The sequence below is a fragment of the Halobacillus sp. BAB-2008 genome, assembly GCF_000328325.1.
Taxonomy (GTDB): Bacteria; Bacillota; Bacilli; order Bacillales; family Halobacillaceae; genus Halobacillus.
In genome coordinates this window covers 1-21,012 of record NZ_ANPF01000030.1, presented here as the reverse complement: position 1 = coordinate 21,012, position 21,012 = coordinate 1, and the positions used below count along the sequence as shown (strand labels likewise).

Here is a 21,012-nt window from a genome sequence, read left to right as displayed (position 1 = left end):
CGACGTCACTCCGGATCAGGTGACGATGCTTGTCAGTGAAGATGTGGATAGGAATGAGGGGCAGGACAACACCGGTGAACGCCAGTACGGCTATTGGAGAGCCCGCCGCTTCCAAAATGTCCTGCTTCCATTGGCCGGACTCGCTACCCTCGCGCTTATACCCTATTACGCACCGTATCCTTATTATTCCTACCCGTACCCATACTATTATTGACCTATCTCGTCCTATGAATCTTATCTCCATTATAAAACCCCTCCGCTTCCAAAGCCGGAGGGGGGTTTTTTGGTATTACAAAAAGATGTCCTTCTCTACCTGCTTCCATTCGTAAAAATGTCCGCGTTTTCTCATTAATGTCTCATAAGACCCTGTTTCTATCACCATACCCTGGTCCATCACTATGATTTGATCCATCTTCTCCAGGCCGGACAGACGATGGCTAACAAGGATGATCGTATCACGCTCGGCTTTCTGATAGAGACGCTTATAAATAGATTGTTCTGTCAAAGCATCAACGGAAGAGGTTGGTTCATCAAGCATCCACCACTTCTCCCCTTTCAAAAATGCTCTGGCAATTGCAAGACGCTGTTTCTCTCCGCCGGACAAGTTTTCCCCTTTTTCAAGAACGACCTGTTCAAGAGAAAAATCCAGCCCGACATCTTTCAAAGCCTGCTTCATCTCCAACTGTGTCAAACCGTCCCTTGCAATGGCCAAGTTCTCTTCGATTGTGCCATAAAAGTAGTGGTTTTCTTGAAGAACCACATTACTCCGCGCCCATACGCTTTCTTCCTTAACCTGCTCGATCGGCACGCCGTTCACTTTTACACTCCCCTGATCTGGCAGCTGAAAGTGAAGCATAAGCTGCAGTAATGTAGACTTCCCCGACCCACTTGCTCCGACGATGGCCGTCTTGGATCCGGCCGGAATAGAGAGGGACACGTCGGATAAAGCCTTTCTTTCTTCATTAGGAAACGTGTAATCGACATGTTCAAATTCGATGGCTGGAGCACCTGATTCAACGTTTAACTCGGACGTAGTAGGTACACTCTCTTCCTCTGTGATGGTAAAGAGTCGTTCCGCTGCACGCTTGCTGTCATCCAGATGCGAAGGTAGAACGGCCATTGGTGTCGCATTTTCAAAAACCGTCAACGATATCATGACAAGCATGGCAAGGAAAAGACCATTGAGATCCCCTCGGGCAACAAGATATGCCCCTACGCCTAGCACAACCCAGGAGACGATAAGGGATACTCCTGTGTTCCATGACAGACTGGCAAGCATCGCTTTTCCGTCCCGTTCCTGTTCATGAATATACGTTCCCGCTGCCTCACGCAAGCTGTTCTCTCTTCCTTCCAATTGCTGATAAATCTTTAAATCCCGGAATCCATACAGAAATTCTGTCGCTTCAGTGGACAGAGCCCCGCGAGCGGTTCGCACACGGCTCCCTAACTTCCGCTGCTTTACTGCATACCAGGACGGGATGAAGAGGCCGGTGACAACAAGCCCCCCCAACAGAACAAGCGCCACAGGCAAGCTGAAAATAGCCGTGAATACGATCGTTGCAAGGAAGATAATCACAAGGACGACCGGCGGATAGTAAACGCGCAGAAAGAAGTTCTGCAGGCTTTCAACGTCCCCGACTATTCTGGCTAATAAGTCTCCACTCCGATATCTCCGAAAAATCCGGGGTGCATGAGGCTCCAGTCTTTTATAGAATGCCAAACGGATATTACTCAATATGGTAAACGTAGCCCTGTGTGAAAAATACCGCTCTGCATACCTGCCAAGCGCTCTGGCGAAGCCGAACAGTTTCAAGAAAGCAATCATGACAGTCAAGGCGTACAACGGTGGAATCAGTGCTGCACGGGAAATTAGATAGCCGCTTGAGGCAAACAGACCCACCGCGGACATTCCGGCAAGAAATCCGAAAAGAACAGATAAGACGATGTCTCTCTTTTCCTTGACGACCAGGTGGATGACTTCTCTCAATTCTTTCATCACGTGCTGTCTCCTTTCTGTACAGTCACCATCCGTCTATATTCAGGAACCTCTTGAAGCAGCGCTTCATGGGTCCCGAGGCCAACCTGTTCCCCTTTATCAAGAAATAAAATTTGGTCAGCGTTTTTGATGGTGTGCAGACGGTGGGCCACTGTAATGATCGTAGAGTACTCTGCCAATGCAGCTATGGAATGCTGAAGAACCCGTTCCGTCTTTAGGTCAAGGCCGGTTGTCGGTTCATCAAACAAGATGATCGATGGTTTCTTCAGAAAAGCCCGTGCGATTGCCAGCCTCTGTTTTTCCCCGCCGGAAAGGCCGCGCCCTCCCTCTCCAACAGGAGTGTCATACCCTTGATCCAGCGATTCAATTAAATCTGATATACCGGCCTTACGCGCCGCTTCCCTGATCTCTTCCATCGAGTGACGACCGTTGTCACCGATTGCGATATTCTCTGCCATTGTCCCGGAGAATAGATACGGATTCTGGGAAATGTAACTGACACGTCTGAACCAATCTTCCTCATGATAAGAAAATAATGATTTTCCATTTACAATAATTTCGCCCTTCTGAGGTTTTACGAGACCCGCAAACATATGGAGAGCGGTCGTCTTTCCTGCGCCACTCTTTCCCACGATCGCCAATTGCGTTCCTGACGGTAATTTTAAGTTAAGGTCCTGGAGAGAGAACCCTTCCCCGTATTGAAAAGAGACCTCTTTGAACTCTATAGGCGGAGGAGCATCAGTGACCAGCCTTTCTTCTCCCCAGTTCAAGTCCTCTTCCTCTTTCTCCAGTTCCGCAGCCAGTTGATTGGCGGCACCGGCACTCCCTCTCCCTGTATGGAACGCGCTGCCGAAATCTTTTAATGTTAAGTAAAACTCCGGAGCAAGTATAAGAATGAAGAAACTGGAGAAGAAGGATATTTGTTCATAAACGACCAATCGAATTGCAATTTCCAATGCAATCAGTCCAATGCTTAACATAGAAATAAATTCGAGCATCAAAGAGGATACAAACGCCACCTTCAATACTTCCATCGTGGCATCCCGAAAACCGTGACTGCTTGTTTCAATTTCCTTCACCTGCTGTTTGGAACGTCCAAACAATTTAAGCGTTGTAAGACCCTGCAGTGTATCGAGGAATTTCCCGGAGAAGGCAGACAGCTTCTCCATTTGTTCTTCCGATTTCTTCTTCGTCATCACGCCGATAATCGCCATAAATAATGGAATAAACGGTGCGGTAATGATCATGATCAATCCAGAATATAAATGTTCCGCAAATACAACAATCAAGATCATAAAAGGAATGATCATCGTCTGAATCATTTGTGGCAGATAACTACTATAATAACCGTCGATTTCATCTACGGAATCCAAAAGGACACTTACTTTACGCCCGGATTGACCTTCCATTGCGGACTGCAGCGGATTCCTGGTGAACTTAGACAGCACCTGCCTGCGAAAATATCGTTTCGAATCTGCTGCCATTTTCACTCCAATTCTTCCGTTCCACCATGTGAAGAATGTGCGTCCTGCCAACACCAGTAATAAGCCCGCAAGAAGCGGCACAATCTCCCCGAAGCTTTCGTTACCGAGAAAGATCCGGTCGACAATCGCTACGAAGAAATAGGATTGACCAATAATGGTTGCCCCGATCAGGAAGGAGGTTACAATCAATGCCCATAGCACACCTTTATTACGAAAAGCTACACGGCTTAGTTGCTTCATAGCTGTTCATTAGCTCCTTATATGCATTTTTGTGAAAAACTTCACATTATCTACATTATAATTCATATCTTTGACGGTTTCTAAAGAAAAGGCGCCGGATTTTGTGACAATTCTGTATCATCGTCCCCTTTTCCAAACACTGTCATACCTTTCTTTTCCCTTTACGAATAAAAGGGGGAATGGGAGGTCATTCTACAGGAAGTATTTATCTTTTTTTATGATTTTTCATGCTTTTTTCGACTATTCCCTATTCTTTTCGACATTATCAGCTATTTTTTTGCAAATTTTCAACATTAACATGTTTATAATTTGCTGTCAAAGGAAAAATAAAAATGAATCTTGTATAACCTATGGGATAGCAAGGCTCAGTACATATTCAAAAAAGATTAAATTTTGACAAGCAGATTATATTCGTTAAGATAAGTTTGTAAAGAAAAAATTTAATGAACTTTACTGCATGCGTGGCGAGGAGGTTTTTAATGACCAAGAATCATGAAGATGACTCCAGAGACGTCATCGAGAATGCCAAAGCCTTAGTCATCGACTCCATAGCAGAAACGATGGATTTGTATGGCGTGACGCGGAGTGCCGGAACCCTTTATGGAACGATGTACTTCGAAAAGGACATGACCCTCGATGAAATGCGTGAGAAACTCGGAATGAGTAAGCCGAGCATGAGCACAGGAGTGAAGAAGCTCCAAAGCTACAGCATCGTCAAGCAGACATTCCGAAAAGGAACACGCCGTCAGACATTTGTCGCAGAAAAAGATTTCTTCAACTTCTTCTCCAATTTCTTCTCAAGAAAATGGATCAGAGAAGCGAAGATCAATATGGATGCCGTAAAAAAGGCACAAGCTGAACTGGAAATGATCATGAATTCTACGGATATTGATGAGGACACCAGATTTGAAGCAGAGCGGATCCACCGTCAGTTGGAAGGATCCAAGCCTTATTATAAATGGCTGTTGAAGTTAGTCGATTCCATAGAAAGTGGAGAGATTTTCGAGTACATCCCTATTGATTCTGAAGAATAATTGTTTCTATGCGCCTCTCAAAAATAACAGAACATGTTATTTCAGGGGAGACGTATGCGCGCTGTGATTTGCAGAAAATTCAAAAAACTACAAGGAGTGATATCATTGCAACCGTCAAATCAATCGAAGTCCTTCTTGGCTAAGAACGGACCGGCTATTTTGCTTGCAACACTGTTAGGTATATTTGTCCTCTACATCGCCTTCACAAATGAAAACATCCAATGGGGCGGATTCATCGCCATGATTGCCTTTTATGCCCTCGTTTACTACATCGGTGCTATCTTCGCTACTAAAAAATCCGGATCTCTCGAAGACATGATGGTCGCTGACCGCAGCATGCCGCTCGGCGTCGCCATGTTTACAATGGCCGCTACCTGGGTCGGTGGTGGTTACATCAACGGGACGGCGGAATCCACTTATGCCGACGGAATCGTATGGGCCAGGCGCCTTGGGGCTATGCACTAAGTTTGATCATTGGTGGTATCTTCTATGCCCGTAAGATGCGCCGTTATGAATTCATGACCATCCTCGATCCACTTGAACAACGTTTTGGTAAGAAAATGGCAGGTGTTCTGTACCTACCTGCGCTCCTTGGTGAGATGTTCTGGAGTGCCGCTATCCTGACAGCACTTGGTACAACGTTTGGAACCATTCTGAATATCGACTTCACTACCTCTATCATTCTTTCCGGTATCATCGCTATCGCTTATACTGTAGCCGGAGGTATGTGGGCCGTTGCTTATACAGACGTGTTCCAAATGGCTATTCTGCTTATCGGTCTTATCCTGGTCGTGCCTTTCACATTAGGACATGTAGGTGGACTTGATGCCGCATGGAGCGGTTACAAAACAGAGTTCGGAAGTTACGCCAACCTGTTCCCTCCGCTGAACGGCTGGCAGGACCCTGAATGGGGCAATTACTTCTGGAACTGGATCGACTACGCATTGCTGCTTATATTCGGTGGAATTGCCTGGCAGGTATATTTCCAGCGTGTCCTTTCCGCTAAAAGTGAGAAGACAGCTATGTGGCTTTCCATCACAGCAGGTGTCATCTGTATCATCGCTGCCATTCCAGCTGTGTTGATCGGTGTCGTTGGAGTCAATATCGACTGGGCATCCATGGGTATCCCAACGCCTGAAAACGCATCTGTCATTTTGCCGCACGTTCTTCGATATCTGACTCCTGAACTGGTATCAGCCATCGGACTTGGTGCACTTGCAGCTGCTGTTATGTCATCCATGGACTCCTCGATCCTATCTGCCTCTTCTATGGCATCCTGGAACGTGTATCGTCCATTGATCAACCCAAATGCAGACTCAGACAAACTGAAGAAAGTCATTAAGCGTACCATCATCATCGTTGGTGTCGGATCCATGATTATCGCCTTGAACGTAAAGAGTGTCTACACTCTCTGGTATCTGGCCTCCGACCTTGTTTACACAATCTTGTTCCCTCAACTGACAATGGCATTGTTTTATAAGAATGCCAACCTTTACGGATCGATCGCCGGTTTTGCGGTTTCCCTCTTCCTTCGTCTTGGAGGCGGAGAGCCAGCACTAGGTCTCCCGGCATTCCTACCGTACCCGATGATCGAAGACGGCATCGTCCTCTTCCCATTCCGTACGACAGCATGTATCGCGGCCTTCCTTATGATCTTCATCGTCTCTGAATTGACGAAGAAGAAATGTGCTCCGCGGTCACTCATCCTGCCGGAACACAAACGACAAGAAAATAACGCGTAACAACAGAAGCACCCGGGTTTCCGGGTGTTTTTTTATATCACCTGATGAAATATTGAACATATCCCACCAATATACATACAGACGCCCACTCCACTCTTTCTTATGATGGAGATGAGGTGAAGTTATGTATCGAATACTATGGAAAAACAGAAATGTGCGTTTTTATTTATTAGGCGGAAGCATATCACGACTTGGCGACAGCTTAGCGGCAATGGCCTTTTTGTTTCTTGCCCATGACCTGACGGGGTCCGCGGCCCATACGACAGCCATGGCAGTAGCAGAAACCGCTCCCTATTTACTTTTCGGATTAATCGGCGGAGCAGTAGCGGATGCACTGCCCAAGAAGAAGCTGTTGATCATCCTGGATCTCCTCCGTATTCCCTTGGTCGCGTCCATCCTGCTGCTCCATTATGCAGATGCGTTGTCCTTCGGCGTCCTTCTTATCATCAGCTTTCTTCTCCAGTCAATCGGCTGTTTCTTCAATCCGGCACACCGTGCTGTCCTGCCTATGATTACAAAGGAGGAAGAACGTTCTGCCGCCAACAGCCTTTACGACACCATGACTAGAGGCGTTACAATAGGGACGCCTCTTCTATCCATCGTCATCATTGAAACCATGGGAGTGGTCCACTTCTTCAGTTTAGATGCGTTGACCTATGTATGGAGTGTCCTATGCCTTGCGCAGATCATAATGGTAGAAAAGCGAAGTACAAAGTTCTCGATCCGTTCCATCGCGCCTTCTGTCGGGTCCTTTCTTAAGTGGGCGGGAAGAATGCCGACTATCCGAAGCCTTTTTTTCTTCACGTTTTATACGGTGTTTATGAATACGTGGGTATGGCAGGTGGGGTTGCTGCTCGCCCTTATGGAGGCAGGACCGGACGGGGAGCTGTGGTACAGCGGAATTCAAGGAGTATTCGGTGCAGTCGTCATTATAACCAATCTTCTCGCCCCGCTATTCATTCAGAAATGGGGGCTGCACCACTATGTAATCGGTGCAGCCGTTTGGGGAACCGGTATTTTGTATTACGGCGCTTTCTATAAACCGGAGCAGTTTGTCATTGGCACGATCCTCATCGGCATCGGTATTCCTGTTGCAAGCCTTTCCCGGGTCTGTTTACTGCAGAAATACGTGCCGGAGTCCAAGATGGGAAGGGCATTCAGTACAAATGCCGTTCTACTGTATGCCGCAAATACCATTTCCCTTGCCTTCTTTGGACTGCTCTCGACTTTCCTGTCCATTCAGACACTTATGATTATAAGTGGCTGCTGTATCATCTTTTTATGTGTGGCTTCGTGGTTAGGTAAAGGCGTGCCGTTTACGAAACTGCGTCGGCGTCTGATGATAAATACGTCTAAATAATTGATTATAAACCGCAATGCTTGAGAACCCGTGTTCCGTTGCTATCGTTAAGACGGATCGTTTCGTATGAAGCAGATCCTGCTGACTTCTGAACAAGCGGTACATCTGAAGCCATGAATAAGGAGAGACCCCGCTCTCCCGCTTAAATAGATGAGAGAGCTGGTATTTATCCATACGAGCGACTTCCGCTATATCTCCAAGCGTCCAGTTCTCGCGGTAGCCTTCCTTCAGTGCATCCATCACCCGGTTTAACGGATCAACGCTTTGTGTTAAAACTACGTCATGTCGGTGAGAGCCAAGTCCATACTTAAGCAGGAGGATGGCAAGCTGCACCATACTGTTTTCCACAAACAGGGAGCTGGAATCTCCCCCCTCCGACTTCAAAAATGACCGGACGAATGATACCCACTGATGAACGGGCTCCTGCCGATAAGAAAGAGCGGCGAATTCCGGGGATTCCGATGGGTAGCCAAGCTCTCTAGCGGTCTCCATCAAAAATTCAGGACGGATTTCTACAAGGAACTTTTCTTCCTCTGCCTTCCACTGCTTATGTTTCATAGTTGGATTAAACAGGACAAACTGCTCTTTATCAATGACCAAGTCGCCCGATTCTGTCTGGTAGCAGCTCTGCCCATATGGAGAGAAGACAAACTTATAACAATCGTCTCTCCTCCAACTTCTTTCTCCCAATCCGTCGTACCTTTGAAGAAATAACCCATGCGCATTCTCTACAATCATGACAGCTCCTCCTCCGCTCCCACATTCTGTCATCATTGTATCATTCTTTATGTGGAAGAGTCTCCGGTTCGAGAAGGTTCCTCCGTCCTATTACAAGAAGTTTCTCGTAATTCCGCCTCCAGGAAACGTTCGGCATCAAGGGCCGCCATGCAGCCGGTTCCTGCCGCCGTTATGGCCTGACGGTATTTCTGATCCTGCACATCACCGCATGCGAATATTCCCGGAACATTCGTCTTTGTCGTTCCAGGCTCAACCAGCAAATACCCCTTCTCATCCATATCCAATTTTCCATGCAGGAAATCGGTGTTAGGATGGTGTCCGATCGCCACAAATATTCCGTCCGCTTCGATCATTTCCTCCTTGCCTGATTCGTTATCCTTCACTTTCATGCCGGTAATTTTGGCCCCGTCCGAGATCATCTCCACCGGTGTCTTATTCAGCGCCCATGTTACTTTTGCATTCTCTTTCGCCCGGGTCTGCATAATCTTCGATGCCCGCAGTTCTTCCCGCCGGTGAACGACTTGGACGTGATCCGCAAATTTCGTAAGAAAAGCGGCCTCTTCCATGGCGGAATCCCCCCCGCCGATAATGAGTACCTTCTTGCCTCTGAAAAAGAAACCGTCACACGTGGCACACGTACTGACCCCTCGACCGATGTTCTCTTTCTCTCCAGGAATTCCAAGCAGCTTGGCAGAAGCGCCTGTGGACACAATCAATACCTCTGTCTCCAATTCTCCTATTCCGCTCACTTGCAGCTTAAACGGCTTCTGATCCACTTCCACATTTGTAACCCATCCCTGCTGGAAAGTTGCGCCGAACCGTTCCGCCTGTTTCCTCATATGGTCCATGAGAACAGGTCCCATAATTCCATCCGGGAACCTGGAAAATTTCCACTTCCGTTGTCATGGTAAGCTGTCCCCCCGGCTCCGGACCTTCTATGACAAGCGGCTTCATGTTCGCTCTCGCCAAATAGACGGCAGCGGTCAACCCTGCAGGTCCTGTGCCTAATATTATTGCTTGATACGTCATGAATGCTCCCCCTCTTCTTTTCCTTTTTGTCCACGATTCCAATATGAACCTCATCAGAATTAATGTATGCATCTGAAAAGGAAAAGACCCCTCCGTCAACCGTTTATACCAATGACGAATGACCATGCATCCCGCCTCTATTTTCATATACTGGGAAGGAAGACCCGAGACTTGGAGGAGAAAAGTATGCCAAGAAAAAGAAAAGATCGCAGGATTCGAAAGCCGGGGTTTTGCGTTTTTCCAGGATACAGGTACTGCGGTCCGGGGTGCAGCGGACCGGGAGAGCCCATCAATGCCGTCGATGCCGCCTGCAGAGCGCACGATGAGTGCTACCGGATAAAAAAAGACTACTGCGCTTGTGACCGTGCATTTCTGAAACGACTAAAAAAACTTCAAACACCGGAAACGCAGGAAGGCAGACATGCTCATACCTTGTATCAATATATGAAGGTTCAGAAGACATTCACTTGTTTCTAAAGACAGGAGCCGGAAATGTGGTCCTGTCTTTTTTTATTGCGTCTCCTCTTCACAAAATTATCAATTATAATAGAGGAAGGAGAAACGAGCCTACTTTTCAAAAAGGAAAGAAGTGCTTATAATAGAAATCAGTATGCATATTTTTGAATGATTTGGTTTCGTCAACACGAGAGGATGTATAACTCAATATGAAGTTTGAAGAAAGGTTTGATTGGCAGCTCTTCTTTATTGCTTGTTGTTTTGTCGTTGTCAGTATCGTCGCCTTATACAGCGCCCAGCAAAGTGGACAATATAATGAAAACTTTGTCCTTAAACAATTGCTGTGGTATGGACTGGGAGCTGTCGTTATCGGCTTCATGCTCCTCGCTGACCCGGAGGATTTCAAGAACATCAGCTGGTATTTATACGCATTCGGCGTGCTCCTGCTGTTTCTTCTCGTTATTGCTCCTCCATCAATCGCACCCGTGATCAAAGGACAAAAAAGCTGGTTTGTTCTTCCTGGTTTAGGATCGATGCAGCCGGCCGAGCTGATGAAGATCTTTACGATTCTTGCCCTCGGCAGAGTCGCCGTCAACCACAACCAAATACACCGTGTATCTACATTAAAAAGTGATGGTATTCTCCTGCTGAAGCTCGTTGCGACGACAGGTCTTCCATTACTGTTGATCATGCAGCAGCCCGATTTAGGGACAGGCCTTGTGTTCATCGCCATCTTGTCCGGATTTATTCTTATTTCCGGCATTCAATGGAAAATCATTCTTCCTATTTTCGGATCCATTGCTGCACTGGGAACGACGTTGATCTGGCTCGCTCTGCAGGCACCACAGATCTTGGACAAATACTTAGGAGTAAAATCATACCAGTTGGGAAGGATTTATTCCTGGTTCCAACCTACGAAATACGAAGATTCAACCGGTTACCAGCTCGTCAAAGCGATGAGGGCAATCGGTTCCGGTCAGTTGTATGGAAAGGGATTTGGAGAACGGGAAGTATATCTGCCGGAATCACAGACGGATTTCATTTTCAGTATTATTGCAGAAGAATACGGTTTTCTCGGTTCTTGTATCGTCATCATTCTGTTCTTTTTCCTGATCTATAGATTCACGACGATTGCGTTCCGCGCCAACAGCAACTATAGTTCCTACGTCATGGTCGGTATCATTGCTATGATTGCCTTTCACGTATTCCAAAACATCGGAATGAGCGTGCAGCTCCTGCCGATTACGGGTATCCCGCTTCCATTCATCAGTTATGGAGGTAGTGCCCTGCTTGGGAATCTGATTGCACTAGGTGTTGCATTTTCTATATCGTACCACCATCGAACCTATATGTTTGGAGATTAAAAAAAGCTTCGGAAGCAAATGCTTCCGAAGCTTTTTGTTTTATTCTACTGTTACACTCTTCGCAAGATTACGCGGTTTATCAACGTCACAATCACGGTGTAAAGCAGCATAGTAAGAAATCAGCTGCATCGGGATTACAGACACAAGTGGTGTCAGTAATTCGTGGACATGCGGGATGACGAATGCATCGCCGGATTTATCCAAGCCCTTCATACTGATAATCATGCTGTTAGCCCCACGTGCTTCTACTTCCTGAACGTTACCACGGATGGAAAGGTTCACGTTCTCCTGGGTAGCCAATGCGATAACCGGTGTACCTTCTTCAATTAAAGCAATGGTACCGTGCTTCAACTCTCCACCTGCAAAACCTTCCGCCTGGATGTAAGAAATCTCTTTCAATTTCAAGGACCCTTCCAAGCCTACGTGGTAATCCAAACCACGGCCGATGAAGAAACAGTTACGCGTTGTCGCAAGGTAATCACGAGCTAATTCTTCCATCTTCTCTTTCTGCTCTGTCAATGCCTCCATTGTGTTAGCTACGATACCAAGCTCCTGCATCGGATCGAAATCAAGCTTCAATCCTTTCGCACGGGCAGTATCCACGGCAAGGATAGCAAGGACAGCCATTTGTGCCGTATATGCTTTCGTTGATGCAACGGCAATCTCAGGACCTGCATGTAAATGCAGGGTATAATCCGCTTCACGGGAAAGGGTGGATCCAGGGACGTTTGTAACCGTCAACGCCGGATGACCAAGTTTCTTCGTTTGGACAAGGACAGAACGACTGTCTGCTGTTTCTCCAGATTGAGAAATGAAAATGAACAACGGTTTTTCTGATAGAAGCGGCATGTTATAGGAGAATTCACTCGCTACATGTACCTCTACCGGAATGTTGGCCAATTTCTCGATGAATTCTTTTCCAAGGAGACCGGCATGATAGCTGGTACCCGCAGCAATGATATAAATGCGGTCACATGCTTTCATTGCCCCGCGGATTTCCGGATCCAATTTGATTTCATCATTTTCGTTCTGGTATTCCTGGATGATTTTACGGATTACGAAAGGCTGCTCATCGATCTCTTTCAACATGAAGTGAGGATAAGTACCTTTTTCGATGTCTGTAGCATCCAATTCTGCTGTAAATGATTCACGGGAAACAGTAGAGCCGTCAAGCTTCTGGATTTCTACACCGCCGCGGTGAAGAATAACTGTTTCTTTATCCATCAATTCCATGAATTCATTCGTCACATGCAAAGCAGCCATGGAGTCACTGGCTACGACATTGAAGCCTTCACCAAGACCGACTAGAAGCGGGCTCTTGTTCTTCGCTACGTAAATGGTATCTTCATTCTCACGATCGATCATCGCTACTGCATAAGAACCTGTGAGCAGTTCAACCGCTTTACGGAAAGCAGCTGCTACGTCTTTCATGTCGTTATACAGCACTTCGATCAATTGTACGATGATTTCAGTATCGGTCTCACTCTTCAACTCAACATCCGTCAAGTATTCATCGCGGACTTCCACATAGTTCTCGATGACACCGTTGTGTACAATAGTAAAACGGCCGGAAGTACTTTGGTGAGGGTGTGCGTTCTCTACGCTTGGCGCACCGTGTGTCGCCCAACGCGTATGCCCGATCCCCATTGTCGCCTTCACATCTCCGTCGACTGCTTCTCTCAACGCAGCGATACGGCCTTTCACCTTCGTCACTTCCACACCATCATTATTTAAAGTAGCGATACCAGCAGAGTCATATCCGCGGTACTCAAGCTTCTCAAGACCAGTCAAAAGAATTTCCTTCGTATCTTCTTGTCCAATATATCCTACAATTCCACACATAATTGTTATCCTCCTATAAAAAGAAGAAGGGCAACGAATATGCCGTCTATAATCCAAGGGGCGATTCGCTGCCCCTCTCCCGATCATTGTTTTTTTATGATGTACTTGGTTCCCATGTGTTGTTCGAAGAGTCACCTCTACGGTTTACACGGAAACAGACGGTCGAAGTACGCAACCGGGAGGCATCCGCCGAAACATCGATGAACCTCCACCTCGTCAACTGTGTTTGCTTCGTTCGTCCTACACAGTCCTGGCGCTTTATTGTGATTCTCAACCTGACAATCCTCCTTATCTATCTCTAAATTCGGACGTCCAGGAATTGGGTATTCCCCTACTTTTTTTCAAAATTCAAGGACTTCGTTCATTTTACCTGAGAGAACATCAATTGGTCAATATAATTATTAGACCGTTACAGAAATGTAAGTTCTCTGTAATAACATATGCGCAGGCTCCACCATTGTGAAACCTGCGCATCATTCATCTTACTCTTCCATTCCAAGTTCTTCTTGAACGACTTGGACTACTCTGTCTACATATGTTTCACATTGTTCTTCCGTCGGTGCCTCAACCATGATCCGGACAAGTGGTTCCGTACCTGAAGGCCTTACAAGTACGCGGCCGCTGCCGCCCATCTCTTCTTCTACAGCTTGAATAGCGTCTTGAATACGCGGATGGGTCTGAACACGGTTCTTGTCGATAACTCGTACGTTTTTCAATACTTGCGGGAACTGTTCCATTTCACCAGCAAGCTCAGAAAGAGGCTTGCCTGTTTCTTTCATAACGTTGACCAATTGAAGTGCAGAAAGCATTCCGTCACCGGTAGTTATATGATCAAGGAAGATGATATGACCGGATTGTTCACCTCCAAGGTTATAGCCGCCGCGACGCATCTCCTCCATGACATAACGGTCGCCTACTGCCGTCTTGTCACTCTTCATACCATTTGCTTCTACAGCTTTGTAGAAACCAAGGTTACTCATGACCGTGGATACGACAGTGGAATGGTTAAGCGTTCCATTTCCATTCATATGTTTAGCACATATGTACATGATACGGTCGCCATCTACGATATTCCCTTTCTCATCGACTGCAATCAAACGATCACCGTCTCCATCGAAAGCCAGTCCCACATCCGCTTTCTTTTCTTTGACCAGGTCCTGAAGCAGTTCCGGATGAGTCGATCCGACACCTTCGTTAATGTTCAGACCGTCCGGGGACGAACCGATGGACGTGATGTCTGCTTCCAAGTCCGCGAACAAGTGGGACGCAAGCGAAGACGTAGCTCCGTGAGCGCAATCCAGCGCAATGTGAAGACCATCAAAATCATAGTCCACCGTCTGTTTCAAATGCTGCAAATATTTCTGTCCACCTTCAAAGTAATCATTGATTTGTCCAAGGTCTGCACCAGAAGGACGTGGGAGGTTGTCCTCTTCCGCATCTATCAATGCTTCAATTTCTTTCTCCTGGTCATCCGTCAGCTTGAAGCCGTCCGGACCGAAGAACTTGATTCCGTTATCCTGTACAGGGTTGTGAGAAGCAGAAATCATGATTCCCGCTTCCGCTTGAAGTGCCCTCGTCAAGTAAGCGACACCTGGTGTAGAAATGACACCGAGACGCATGACTTCCGCTCCAATGGATAGTAAACCTGCCGCAAGCGCCCCTTCCAGCATTTCTCCTGAAATCCTTGTATCACGGCCGATCAACACTTTCGGCCTCTCCGCACCTTTCGTCACTACATATCCACCGTAACGCCCCAATTTAAAAGCCAGCTCAGGCGTCAACTCTTTGTTGGCGACGCCGCGGACGCCGTCCGTACCAAAATATTTACCCATTTCAAGACCCCTCTTTCTATTCTTACCGATTCTTTATTTTCTACGAATTATTTTTCTTTTACTCATGCTTTCAGAGCTTCAGTCGCCCGAGTCTGTTGAAGTATCCACATCCACCTGAACTTCCAGATTCCCGGGGCTGACCTCTGTCACCCCTTCAGGTACCGGGATTTCTACTTCAACAGTATCGTCCTCTGTAATATCAGACACATCCACTGGAATGTCCGGCAGTTCTTCCATGCTGTCCAACGCCTCTTTTGAACCGGAAACGGTAACGGTCTCTGTCTCTGTCGTAACAGAATTAACCACGACACCATCCGGCGCTTCGCCCTCTGGAACGACATTCACACCGACCTCTTTCTGCCGTTTTGCAATCGGCACGGTCACATTAACTGTCGTCGGTTCGACAAGGACATTCAATTCATTTCCTTGGTTGTCATACACTTTAACAGGAGCTTCCTGATTTTCAATAGTCTCAGAAGCGTCTCCCACGTCTATAATTGCTTTAACGGAAGCGACTCTTTCCATGACGGAAGAGGCACCGGTAATGGAGACAGCAGCAGGATCGACTTCCGCTTCTCCAATTTCCAAGCCCGGGTTCATCTCACGTTCATTAATGTAATCGACATTGACCTCATAATCTTCGGTAGCCTTCTCTTCAATGGTCACTTCTATCATCTTCGGATCCAGCGTTACAGCCAACTGATTTGAAATACCGGAATGTTGAAGAGAAACTTCATGCGTACCTGGACCAAGACCGTTTAAATCTGCAAAGACAGTGAAGTTCCTCTGTCTTTCGACGGGAGCAACTGCTCCTGCAGGACCTTCCACCCTAACAGAGACTTCCTGAGGCAGGCCGCTGACTACATACTCTTCACTATCAAACCGGATCTCCAGTGGTACGTCATCCATCACTTTCATATCCGACGATGTCTGATTAAAGAAAAGAGAATCAGAATCCATGTTACTTTCGACATTGACTGTCACCCAAAGCAGCACGGCCAGAATCAACGAAATAATCCGGATAAACCAGACACTTTTCAGCCAATTATCCATTCTTTTTCCCCCTCCAGTTCCAGCTTTTCACCGCGGGGGATGAATGATCCAATTCTGTTCGTAATATCTCTTCCAGTTTGACCTGATCGAGGTCACGGTGCAGTTCACCGTTTTTGGTGCAGGATATAGCCCCTGTTTCTTCCGATACGACGATTGTAAGTGCATCGGTCACTTCAGAGATTCCCATCGCCGCGCGGTGTCTCGTTCCAAGCTCTTTGGAGATGAATGGACTCTCCGACAATGGAAGATAACAGGCAGCGGCAACGATCTCATTGCTTTTAAGTATGACCGCTCCGTCATGAAGCGGAGTGTTAGGAATAAATATGTTGGTTAACAACTCGCTCGACAAGTGACCGCCGACACGAATACCTGTCTCCACATAATCGTTCATCCCCGTGTCTCTTTCAATAGTAATCAAGGCACCAATTCTACGTTTTGCCATGTAATTACATGACTTGATAATCGCCTGCAGCGTCTTCTCCGCGTCTTCTTCTTCTGAATTATTCCGACTGAAGAAACTGCCGCGGCCGAGCTGCTCCAATGCTCTTCTCAATTCCGGCTGGAACAGTATGATTATAGCCAGGAATCCCCATGTAATTGCCTGCGACATCAACCATCTTAACGTGGTAAGCCCAAATAAATTACTCAGCAACCAGATTCCAAGGACAACGAAGATCCCTTTCAACAACTGAACAGCCTTCGTCCCCTGAATCAGCATGATTAATTTATATACAACAAACCAGACAAGGGCGATATCAACAGTAATCAGAAGGTAATCTAACACATCTAATCCCCCATCAAGCATGCCTACACTTCCTTTTATATAAGATAAAGCTTTTTAAATTTTTTCACGGTTCCCATTATATCACATAACTTTTTGCTAATATATAATCCCGTCGTGACCAGCGACTTTTCCACACCTATAAAAAACAGCATGACTGGTGTCATGCTGTCTCACTGCTCATCAGAATTAAATGAGAAAATATCTTCCACCGTTTCTTTCGTGTGGTACCAAACCCACTCATACACCTGATTGACTTCTGTCAGTTCTCCAGAGTACGCACGCAGATTATTGGAATCCAACCCGGAATCAACTTTCCCTTTCGGATTTCCCTCGAGAATGTCTCCATTGATGATTGTTACATCGCCGTTAATCTTTCCATCTATCTGCAGATCTCCATTTCGCACAACGAGGTCCCCGTCTACGGTTACTCCTTCTGGTACGATCACGGTTTGATCACGAATCTCCAAGTTCTCCTGCTTGGACACGGTTACTTGCTGATCCTGATTCCATGCCGTAAAGATCCCGCTGAACATCAGAAGGAAAAACACGGCAGCAGCCGTTAAAATAGGATGCTGCTGGAGTTTCCGCAAGTATCCTTTCCGCTTCTTCTCTTTTGGAAGGTTCGCCATGACATTCGCAGTAAACCTTGGAGGAGCAGAAACCGGTGTACTGTTCTGTATCAACGTCGTTGTCTTCTTCAATTCATGAAAGTGATGCTGACAAGCTTCGCAGCCCTGCAGATGGTCTCTCAGTCGTCGTTCATCTTCTTTATTTAATTCTCCATCCAGATACTGATGCATGAGTAGCACTGCTTCTTTATTACAACTCATTCCCTCTCAACTCCTTCACACATGTCGAAGCTTCTTACGTAACGCTTCTCTACCCCGATGGACCCTTGTCTTCACTGTTCCTACAGGAATATCCAATACTTCTGCAATTTCCTGGAGCGCCATCTCATCAAGATAACGCAGGACAATGACACTTCTATACTTCGGAGGCAGTGCAAGTATTTCTTTGTGGATGTAGGATTGAAGCTCCATAGTCTCCACCTCTTCTTCAGGCAGCGCCTGATCAGCGGCAAGCTGGGAGTACATATCCAGTCCATCCGTTCCCCTCACTTCGGCATCGAGATGGTAATCGGGTTTTTTCTTACGGATGCGGTCAATGGATAAGTTCGTAGCAATTCGATAGAGCCATGTCGAAAATTTACGGTTCTCATCAAATTTATGAATATTGGTGTAAGCACGTATGAATGCTTCCTGTGCCAAATCTTCCGCTTCATAAGAATTCCCTATCATCCTGAGACATATGTGATACACTTTGTTCTGGTAAAAAGATACGATATCTTCAAAAGCTGCCTGATCGCCCTTTTTCACCTGTTTTATTTTCTGTTTGATCATGGTTTCCATCTACTATACCTCCGCTGCATCTGCGGTCGATACCCTTTACGGATGACCTCGCCCTAAAGTTTCAAAAAAAATACATTTTTTTGTCTAATATAAGTTTAACTTTTTTTACTATCGGTTATAAAGCTGTAAATGTAAAAAATTTAGGAGGACAAATAATGATAAAGCGTTTGACCGCTCTGACAGAGGAAATTGAAGCCTGCCGCCTGGAAATGACACGCCTTGCCCGTTCCCATCAATTAAGCTCTCCAGAGGTTGTGCGTGTCAGCGTGCAGCTCGATCATCTACTTAACGAGTATGAACTGCTCCATAATAAAAAACAGCAGCCAGCCTTAAAGAAGGCCAGCTACTGTTAAGGATAATGTATGTTACTTTAAGCTTTCACCAAATAGAGATCCCATCAACCCTACCGCTACGCTAGCGGTTTTATTTTTTTCATCTAAAATTGGGTTGACCTCCACAAACTCTGCAGACGTAATCATACTCGATTGATGCAGCATTTCCATAGCTAAGTGGCTCTCCCTGTAGCTCAACCCACCGATAACCGGAGTACCTACACCTGGTGCATCATTTGGGTCCAATCCATCCAAATCCAAACTCAAATGGACACCATCCGTACGATCCTGCAGGTATTCTATTGTTTCTTCCATCACTTTTGTCATGCCCATTCGATCCACTTCGTGCATCGTGTACACCTTGATTCCTTTTTCTTTAATTAATACACGCTCTCCTTCATCAAGGGAACGAGCTCCGATGATAACGATGTTTTCCGGCTTGATCTTAGGCTCATACCCGTGGATACCTGTCAGCTTTTCATGACCGATACCAAGACTCACTGCCAGCGGCATACCGTGAATATTTCCGGATGGGGAACTATCCGCTGTATTAAGGTCACCGTGTGCATCGTACCAGATGACACCAAGGTTCTCATAATGCTTTGCCACGCCCGCCAGTGTGCCCATCGCTATACTATGATCGCCACCCAGCACGAGTGGGAAGCGCTCCCCTTTAATTACCTCATCTACTTCCGAAGCCAAACGCTTACTTCCTTCTGTAATTTCATCCAAGTTTCTCAAGTTATCCTGTTTTACTTCTTGTTTATATGTCGGACGAGGAATCTCGATGTCCCCGAGATCTTTAATATCGTAGTTTAATTTCTCCAGCCGTTCAATCATTCCTGCGTATCGGATGGCGCTGGGTCCCATATCCACACCTCTGCGCATTTGACCAAGATCCATCGGAACACCAATAACTGAAAGTTGTTTATTCATCAAAGCTCCTCCTTTATACTCTATACCAATTGTATCCGTTTTTACAGCAATGACTCAACCAGACATCATTATGTATATATATACGCATATACCGGGTAATCAGGGGTTCCTTCTGCATGTTTACAAGTCTATCCAAGAAAAGAGGTATCCCGTTTCTCCACACAAAAAAACCTGACAATCACCTGTCAGGTTATGTATGAAATATCATGTTAGTTTACTATTTAAATGGTGGAGCCTAGCGGGATCGAACCGCTGACCTCCTGCGTGCAAAGCAGGCGCTCTCCCAGCTGAGCTAAGGCCCCTTTAAAATGGAGCGGGAGACGGGATTCGAACCCGCGACCCCCACCTTGGCAAGGTGGTGTTCTACCACTGAACTACTCCCGCAAATAAGAATGAGCCATGAAGGATTCGAACCTTCGACCCTCTGATTAAAAGTCAGATGCTCTACCAGCTGAGCTAATGGCTCATGATGTCAAAATGTGTGCTTACAATTAGTAGAGGATCTTACTATACGAAAGACACTAATTGAAAATGGCTGGGCCAGCTGGATTCGAACCAGCGCATGACGGTACCAAAAACCGTTGCCTTACCGCTTGGCTATGGCCCAATGAGTATAGAAATAGTATAAACGTTCTTCTTCATCTTATACATCATGTCTATTTAATTTCATAAAAATAAGCTGACAAATAGCTATCAGCAACTATCACACAGAAATAAAATGGTGGAGGGAGTAGGACTCGAACCTACGAACCCGATGGGAGCGGATTTACAGTCCGCCGCGTTTGGCCAACTTCGCTATCCCTCCACTAAATATTAAGTGGTGCCGGCCAGAGGACTTGAACCCCCAACCTACTGATTACAAATCAGTTGCTCTGCCAGTTGAGCTAGGCCGGCGATATAAAGTTAATGGTGGAGGATGCAGGGTTCGAACCTGCGACCCCTTGCTTGTAAGGCAAGTGCTCTCCCAGCTGAGCTAATCCTCCGAGTGGTGACCCGTACGGGATTCGAACCCGTGTTACCGCCGTGAAAGGGCGGTGTCTTAACCGCTTGACCAACGGGCCATTAAAACATTCTACAGAGCTTCCAGCCGGATTTGAACCGGCGACCCCTTCCTTACCATGGAAGTGCTCTACCACTGAGCTATGGAAGCAAGTGGCTCCAACGGTAGGATTCGAACCTACGACCGATCGGTTAACAGCCGATTGCTCTACCACTGAGCTACGTTGGAATAATTGAAAAACTTTTTCAAATAAAGCAATAAGGAAAGAGAATTGATGTGGCAGCGTCCTACTCTCACGGGGATCTACCCGACTACCATCGGCGCTGAAGAGCTTAACTGCTGTGTTCGGCATGGGAACAGGTGTGACCTCTTCGCCTTCAC

General features: G+C 46.4%; 15 protein-coding genes, 10 tRNA genes, 1 rRNA gene and 3 pseudogenes. 7 read left to right on the top strand and 22 right to left on the bottom strand.

Features of this window, described 5'->3' with window-relative positions; translation table 11 throughout:
* Positions 1–214: pseudogene (locus D479_RS20700) on the top strand (hypothetical protein); the annotation flags it as partial.
* Positions 215–289: 75 nt separating this feature from the next.
* Here the strand turns inward: D479_RS20700 and cydC are convergent.
* Positions 290–1,996 carry a thiol reductant ABC exporter subunit CydC gene (cydC, locus tag D479_RS08570; protein ID WP_008635828.1) on the bottom strand — a complete coding sequence of 569 codons (1,707 nt, stop codon included), beginning with the start codon at positions 1,994–1,996 and terminating at the stop codon, positions 290–292.
* Positions 1,996–3,720: a thiol reductant ABC exporter subunit CydD gene (gene cydD / locus D479_RS08565; RefSeq protein WP_008635827.1), complete on the bottom strand. Its 1,725-nt coding sequence runs from the start codon at positions 3,718–3,720 to the stop codon at positions 1,996–1,998. The genes cydC and cydD overlap by 1 nt, the downstream gene beginning before the upstream one ends.
* 479 nt (positions 3,721–4,199) lie before the next feature.
* Here cydD and D479_RS08560 point away from each other — a divergent pair, with 479 nt between their 5' ends.
* The 3 genes and pseudogenes from D479_RS08560 to D479_RS08550 all read left to right on the top strand — a co-directional run bounded on the left by D479_RS08560 (position 4,200) and on the right by D479_RS08550 (position 7,856).
* Positions 4,200–4,754: a transcriptional regulator gene (locus D479_RS08560; RefSeq protein WP_008635826.1), complete on the top strand. Its 555-nt coding sequence runs from the start codon at positions 4,200–4,202 to the stop codon at positions 4,752–4,754.
* A 195-nt stretch (positions 4,755–4,949) separates the two neighbouring features.
* Positions 4,950–6,496 (top strand): annotated as a pseudogene (locus D479_RS08555) (sodium:solute symporter family protein).
* Positions 6,497–6,620: 124 nt separating this feature from the next.
* Complete coding sequence (locus D479_RS08550; RefSeq protein WP_008635824.1) at positions 6,621–7,856, top strand: MFS transporter; 1,236 nt, start codon at positions 6,621–6,623, stop codon at positions 7,854–7,856.
* On the opposite strand, the gene D479_RS19885 is transcribed toward D479_RS08550, so the two are convergent.
* On the bottom strand, positions 7,794–8,594 hold the full coding sequence (locus D479_RS19885) for an AraC family transcriptional regulator (protein WP_051989391.1): 801 nt from the start codon (positions 8,592–8,594) through the stop codon (positions 7,794–7,796). The genes D479_RS08550 and D479_RS19885 overlap by 63 nt on opposite strands.
* A gap of 47 nt (positions 8,595–8,641) precedes the next feature.
* Positions 8,642–9,623: pseudogene (gene trxB / locus D479_RS08540) on the bottom strand (thioredoxin-disulfide reductase).
* Between the two features lie 186 nt (positions 9,624–9,809).
* On the opposite strand from trxB, the gene D479_RS08535 reads away from it, so the two are divergent.
* Both D479_RS08535 and D479_RS08530 read left to right on the top strand, forming a co-directional pair.
* Positions 9,810–10,100, top strand: coding sequence for a hypothetical protein (locus tag D479_RS08535; protein ID WP_008635821.1), 291 nt, complete (start codon positions 9,810–9,812; stop codon positions 10,098–10,100).
* A 188-nt stretch (positions 10,101–10,288) separates the two neighbouring features.
* On the top strand, positions 10,289–11,443 hold the full coding sequence (locus D479_RS08530; RefSeq protein WP_008635818.1) for an FtsW/RodA/SpoVE family cell cycle protein: 1,155 nt from the start codon (positions 10,289–10,291) through the stop codon (positions 11,441–11,443).
* Positions 11,444–11,482: 39 nt separating this feature from the next.
* On the opposite strand, the gene glmS is transcribed toward D479_RS08530, so the two are convergent.
* The 6 genes from glmS to sigW form a co-directional block, all read right to left on the bottom strand.
* Complete coding sequence (gene glmS / locus D479_RS08525; RefSeq protein WP_008635816.1) at positions 11,483–13,285, bottom strand: glutamine--fructose-6-phosphate transaminase (isomerizing); 1,803 nt, start codon at positions 13,283–13,285, stop codon at positions 11,483–11,485.
* A gap of 482 nt (positions 13,286–13,767) precedes the next feature.
* Positions 13,768–15,117, bottom strand: coding sequence for a phosphoglucosamine mutase (gene glmM / locus D479_RS08520; RefSeq protein ID WP_008635814.1), 1,350 nt, complete (start codon positions 15,115–15,117; stop codon positions 13,768–13,770).
* A gap of 78 nt (positions 15,118–15,195) precedes the next feature.
* Positions 15,196–16,170 (bottom strand): CdaR family protein, encoded by a 975-nt coding sequence (locus D479_RS08515; protein ID WP_008635813.1) that lies wholly within the window; start codon positions 16,168–16,170, stop codon positions 15,196–15,198.
* Entirely contained in the window at positions 16,163–16,975 is an 813-nt protein-coding gene (cdaA, locus tag D479_RS08510) for a diadenylate cyclase CdaA (protein ID WP_008635812.1), read from the bottom strand. The genes D479_RS08515 and cdaA overlap by 8 nt, the downstream gene beginning before the upstream one ends.
* A 149-nt stretch (positions 16,976–17,124) precedes the next feature.
* Positions 17,125–17,784: an anti-sigma factor gene (locus tag D479_RS08505; protein ID WP_008635811.1), complete on the bottom strand. Its 660-nt coding sequence runs from the start codon at positions 17,782–17,784 to the stop codon at positions 17,125–17,127.
* A 15-nt stretch (positions 17,785–17,799) separates the two neighbouring features.
* Positions 17,800–18,363, bottom strand: coding sequence for an RNA polymerase sigma factor SigW (gene sigW / locus D479_RS08500; protein ID WP_008635810.1), 564 nt, complete (start codon positions 18,361–18,363; stop codon positions 17,800–17,802).
* Positions 18,364–18,518: 155 nt separating this feature from the next.
* On the opposite strand from sigW, the gene D479_RS08495 reads away from it, so the two are divergent.
* Positions 18,519–18,716 carry an aspartyl-phosphate phosphatase Spo0E family protein gene (locus D479_RS08495; protein WP_008635809.1) on the top strand — a complete coding sequence of 66 codons (198 nt, stop codon included), beginning with the start codon at positions 18,519–18,521 and terminating at the stop codon, positions 18,714–18,716.
* Positions 18,717–18,728: 12 nt separating this feature from the next.
* Here D479_RS08495 and rocF read toward each other — a convergent pair whose 3' ends face one another.
* The 12 genes from rocF to rrf all read right to left on the bottom strand — a co-directional run.
* The gene (rocF, locus tag D479_RS08490) at positions 18,729–19,631 is read right to left on the bottom strand and encodes an arginase (RefSeq protein WP_008635808.1); all 903 of its coding nucleotides are present in this window, start codon (positions 19,629–19,631) and stop codon (positions 18,729–18,731) included.
* Positions 19,632–19,857: 226 nt separating this feature from the next.
* A tRNA-Ala gene (locus tag D479_RS08485) sits at positions 19,858–19,933 on the bottom strand.
* Positions 19,934–19,940: 7 nt separating this feature from the next.
* Positions 19,941–20,015, bottom strand: a tRNA-Gly gene (locus D479_RS08480).
* A 9-nt stretch (positions 20,016–20,024) separates the two neighbouring features.
* A tRNA-Lys gene (locus D479_RS08475) sits at positions 20,025–20,097 on the bottom strand.
* Positions 20,098–20,163: 66 nt separating this feature from the next.
* Positions 20,164–20,238, bottom strand: a tRNA-Gln gene (locus tag D479_RS08470).
* Between the two features lie 112 nt (positions 20,239–20,350).
* Positions 20,351–20,436 (bottom strand) — tRNA-Tyr (locus tag D479_RS08465).
* A gap of 13 nt (positions 20,437–20,449) precedes the next feature.
* Positions 20,450–20,525 (bottom strand) — tRNA-Thr (locus D479_RS08460).
* A 13-nt stretch (positions 20,526–20,538) separates the two neighbouring features.
* A tRNA-Val gene (locus D479_RS08455) sits at positions 20,539–20,614 on the bottom strand.
* A gap of 3 nt (positions 20,615–20,617) precedes the next feature.
* Positions 20,618–20,692 (bottom strand) — tRNA-Glu (locus tag D479_RS08450).
* Positions 20,693–20,709: 17 nt separating this feature from the next.
* Positions 20,710–20,781 (bottom strand) — tRNA-Thr (locus D479_RS08445).
* Positions 20,782–20,784: 3 nt separating this feature from the next.
* A tRNA-Asn gene (locus tag D479_RS08440) sits at positions 20,785–20,859 on the bottom strand.
* Positions 20,860–20,905: 46 nt separating this feature from the next.
* Positions 20,906–21,012 (bottom strand): 5S ribosomal RNA (gene rrf, locus D479_RS08435); the annotation flags it as partial.

Excerpts from the sequence above, each read along its gene's own strand:
- D479_RS08530 (WP_008635818.1), top strand. The coding sequence starts at position 10,289 with ATGAAGTTTGAAGAAAGGTTTGATTGGCAGCTCTTCTTTATTGCTTGT.
- rocF (WP_008635808.1), bottom strand. The coding sequence starts at position 19,631 with ATGAATAAACAACTTTCAGTTATTGGTGTTCCGATGGATCTTGGTCAA.
- cydD (WP_008635827.1), bottom strand. The coding sequence starts at position 3,720 with ATGAAGCAACTAAGCCGTGTAGCTTTTCGTAATAAAGGTGTGCTATGG.
- D479_RS19885 (WP_051989391.1), bottom strand. The coding sequence starts at position 8,594 with ATGATTGTAGAGAATGCGCATGGGTTATTTCTTCAAAGGTACGACGGA.
- D479_RS08560 (WP_008635826.1), top strand. The coding sequence starts at position 4,200 with ATGACCAAGAATCATGAAGATGACTCCAGAGACGTCATCGAGAATGCC.
- D479_RS08505 (WP_008635811.1), bottom strand. The coding sequence starts at position 17,784 with ATGAGTTGTAATAAAGAAGCAGTGCTACTCATGCATCAGTATCTGGAT.
- D479_RS08515 (WP_008635813.1), bottom strand. The coding sequence starts at position 16,170 with ATGGATAATTGGCTGAAAAGTGTCTGGTTTATCCGGATTATTTCGTTG.
- cdaA (WP_008635812.1), bottom strand. The coding sequence starts at position 16,975 with ATGCTTGATGGGGGATTAGATGTGTTAGATTACCTTCTGATTACTGTT.
- D479_RS08550 (WP_008635824.1), top strand. The coding sequence starts at position 6,621 with ATGTATCGAATACTATGGAAAAACAGAAATGTGCGTTTTTATTTATTA.
- D479_RS08535 (WP_008635821.1), top strand. The coding sequence starts at position 9,810 with ATGCCAAGAAAAAGAAAAGATCGCAGGATTCGAAAGCCGGGGTTTTGC.
- D479_RS08495 (WP_008635809.1), top strand. The coding sequence starts at position 18,519 with ATGATAAAGCGTTTGACCGCTCTGACAGAGGAAATTGAAGCCTGCCGC.
- sigW (WP_008635810.1), bottom strand. The coding sequence starts at position 18,363 with ATGGAAACCATGATCAAACAGAAAATAAAACAGGTGAAAAAGGGCGAT.
- glmS (WP_008635816.1), bottom strand. The coding sequence starts at position 13,285 with ATGTGTGGAATTGTAGGATATATTGGACAAGAAGATACGAAGGAAATT.
- cydC (WP_008635828.1), bottom strand. The coding sequence starts at position 1,996 with ATGAAAGAATTGAGAGAAGTCATCCACCTGGTCGTCAAGGAAAAGAGA.
- glmM (WP_008635814.1), bottom strand. The coding sequence starts at position 15,117 with ATGGGTAAATATTTTGGTACGGACGGCGTCCGCGGCGTCGCCAACAAA.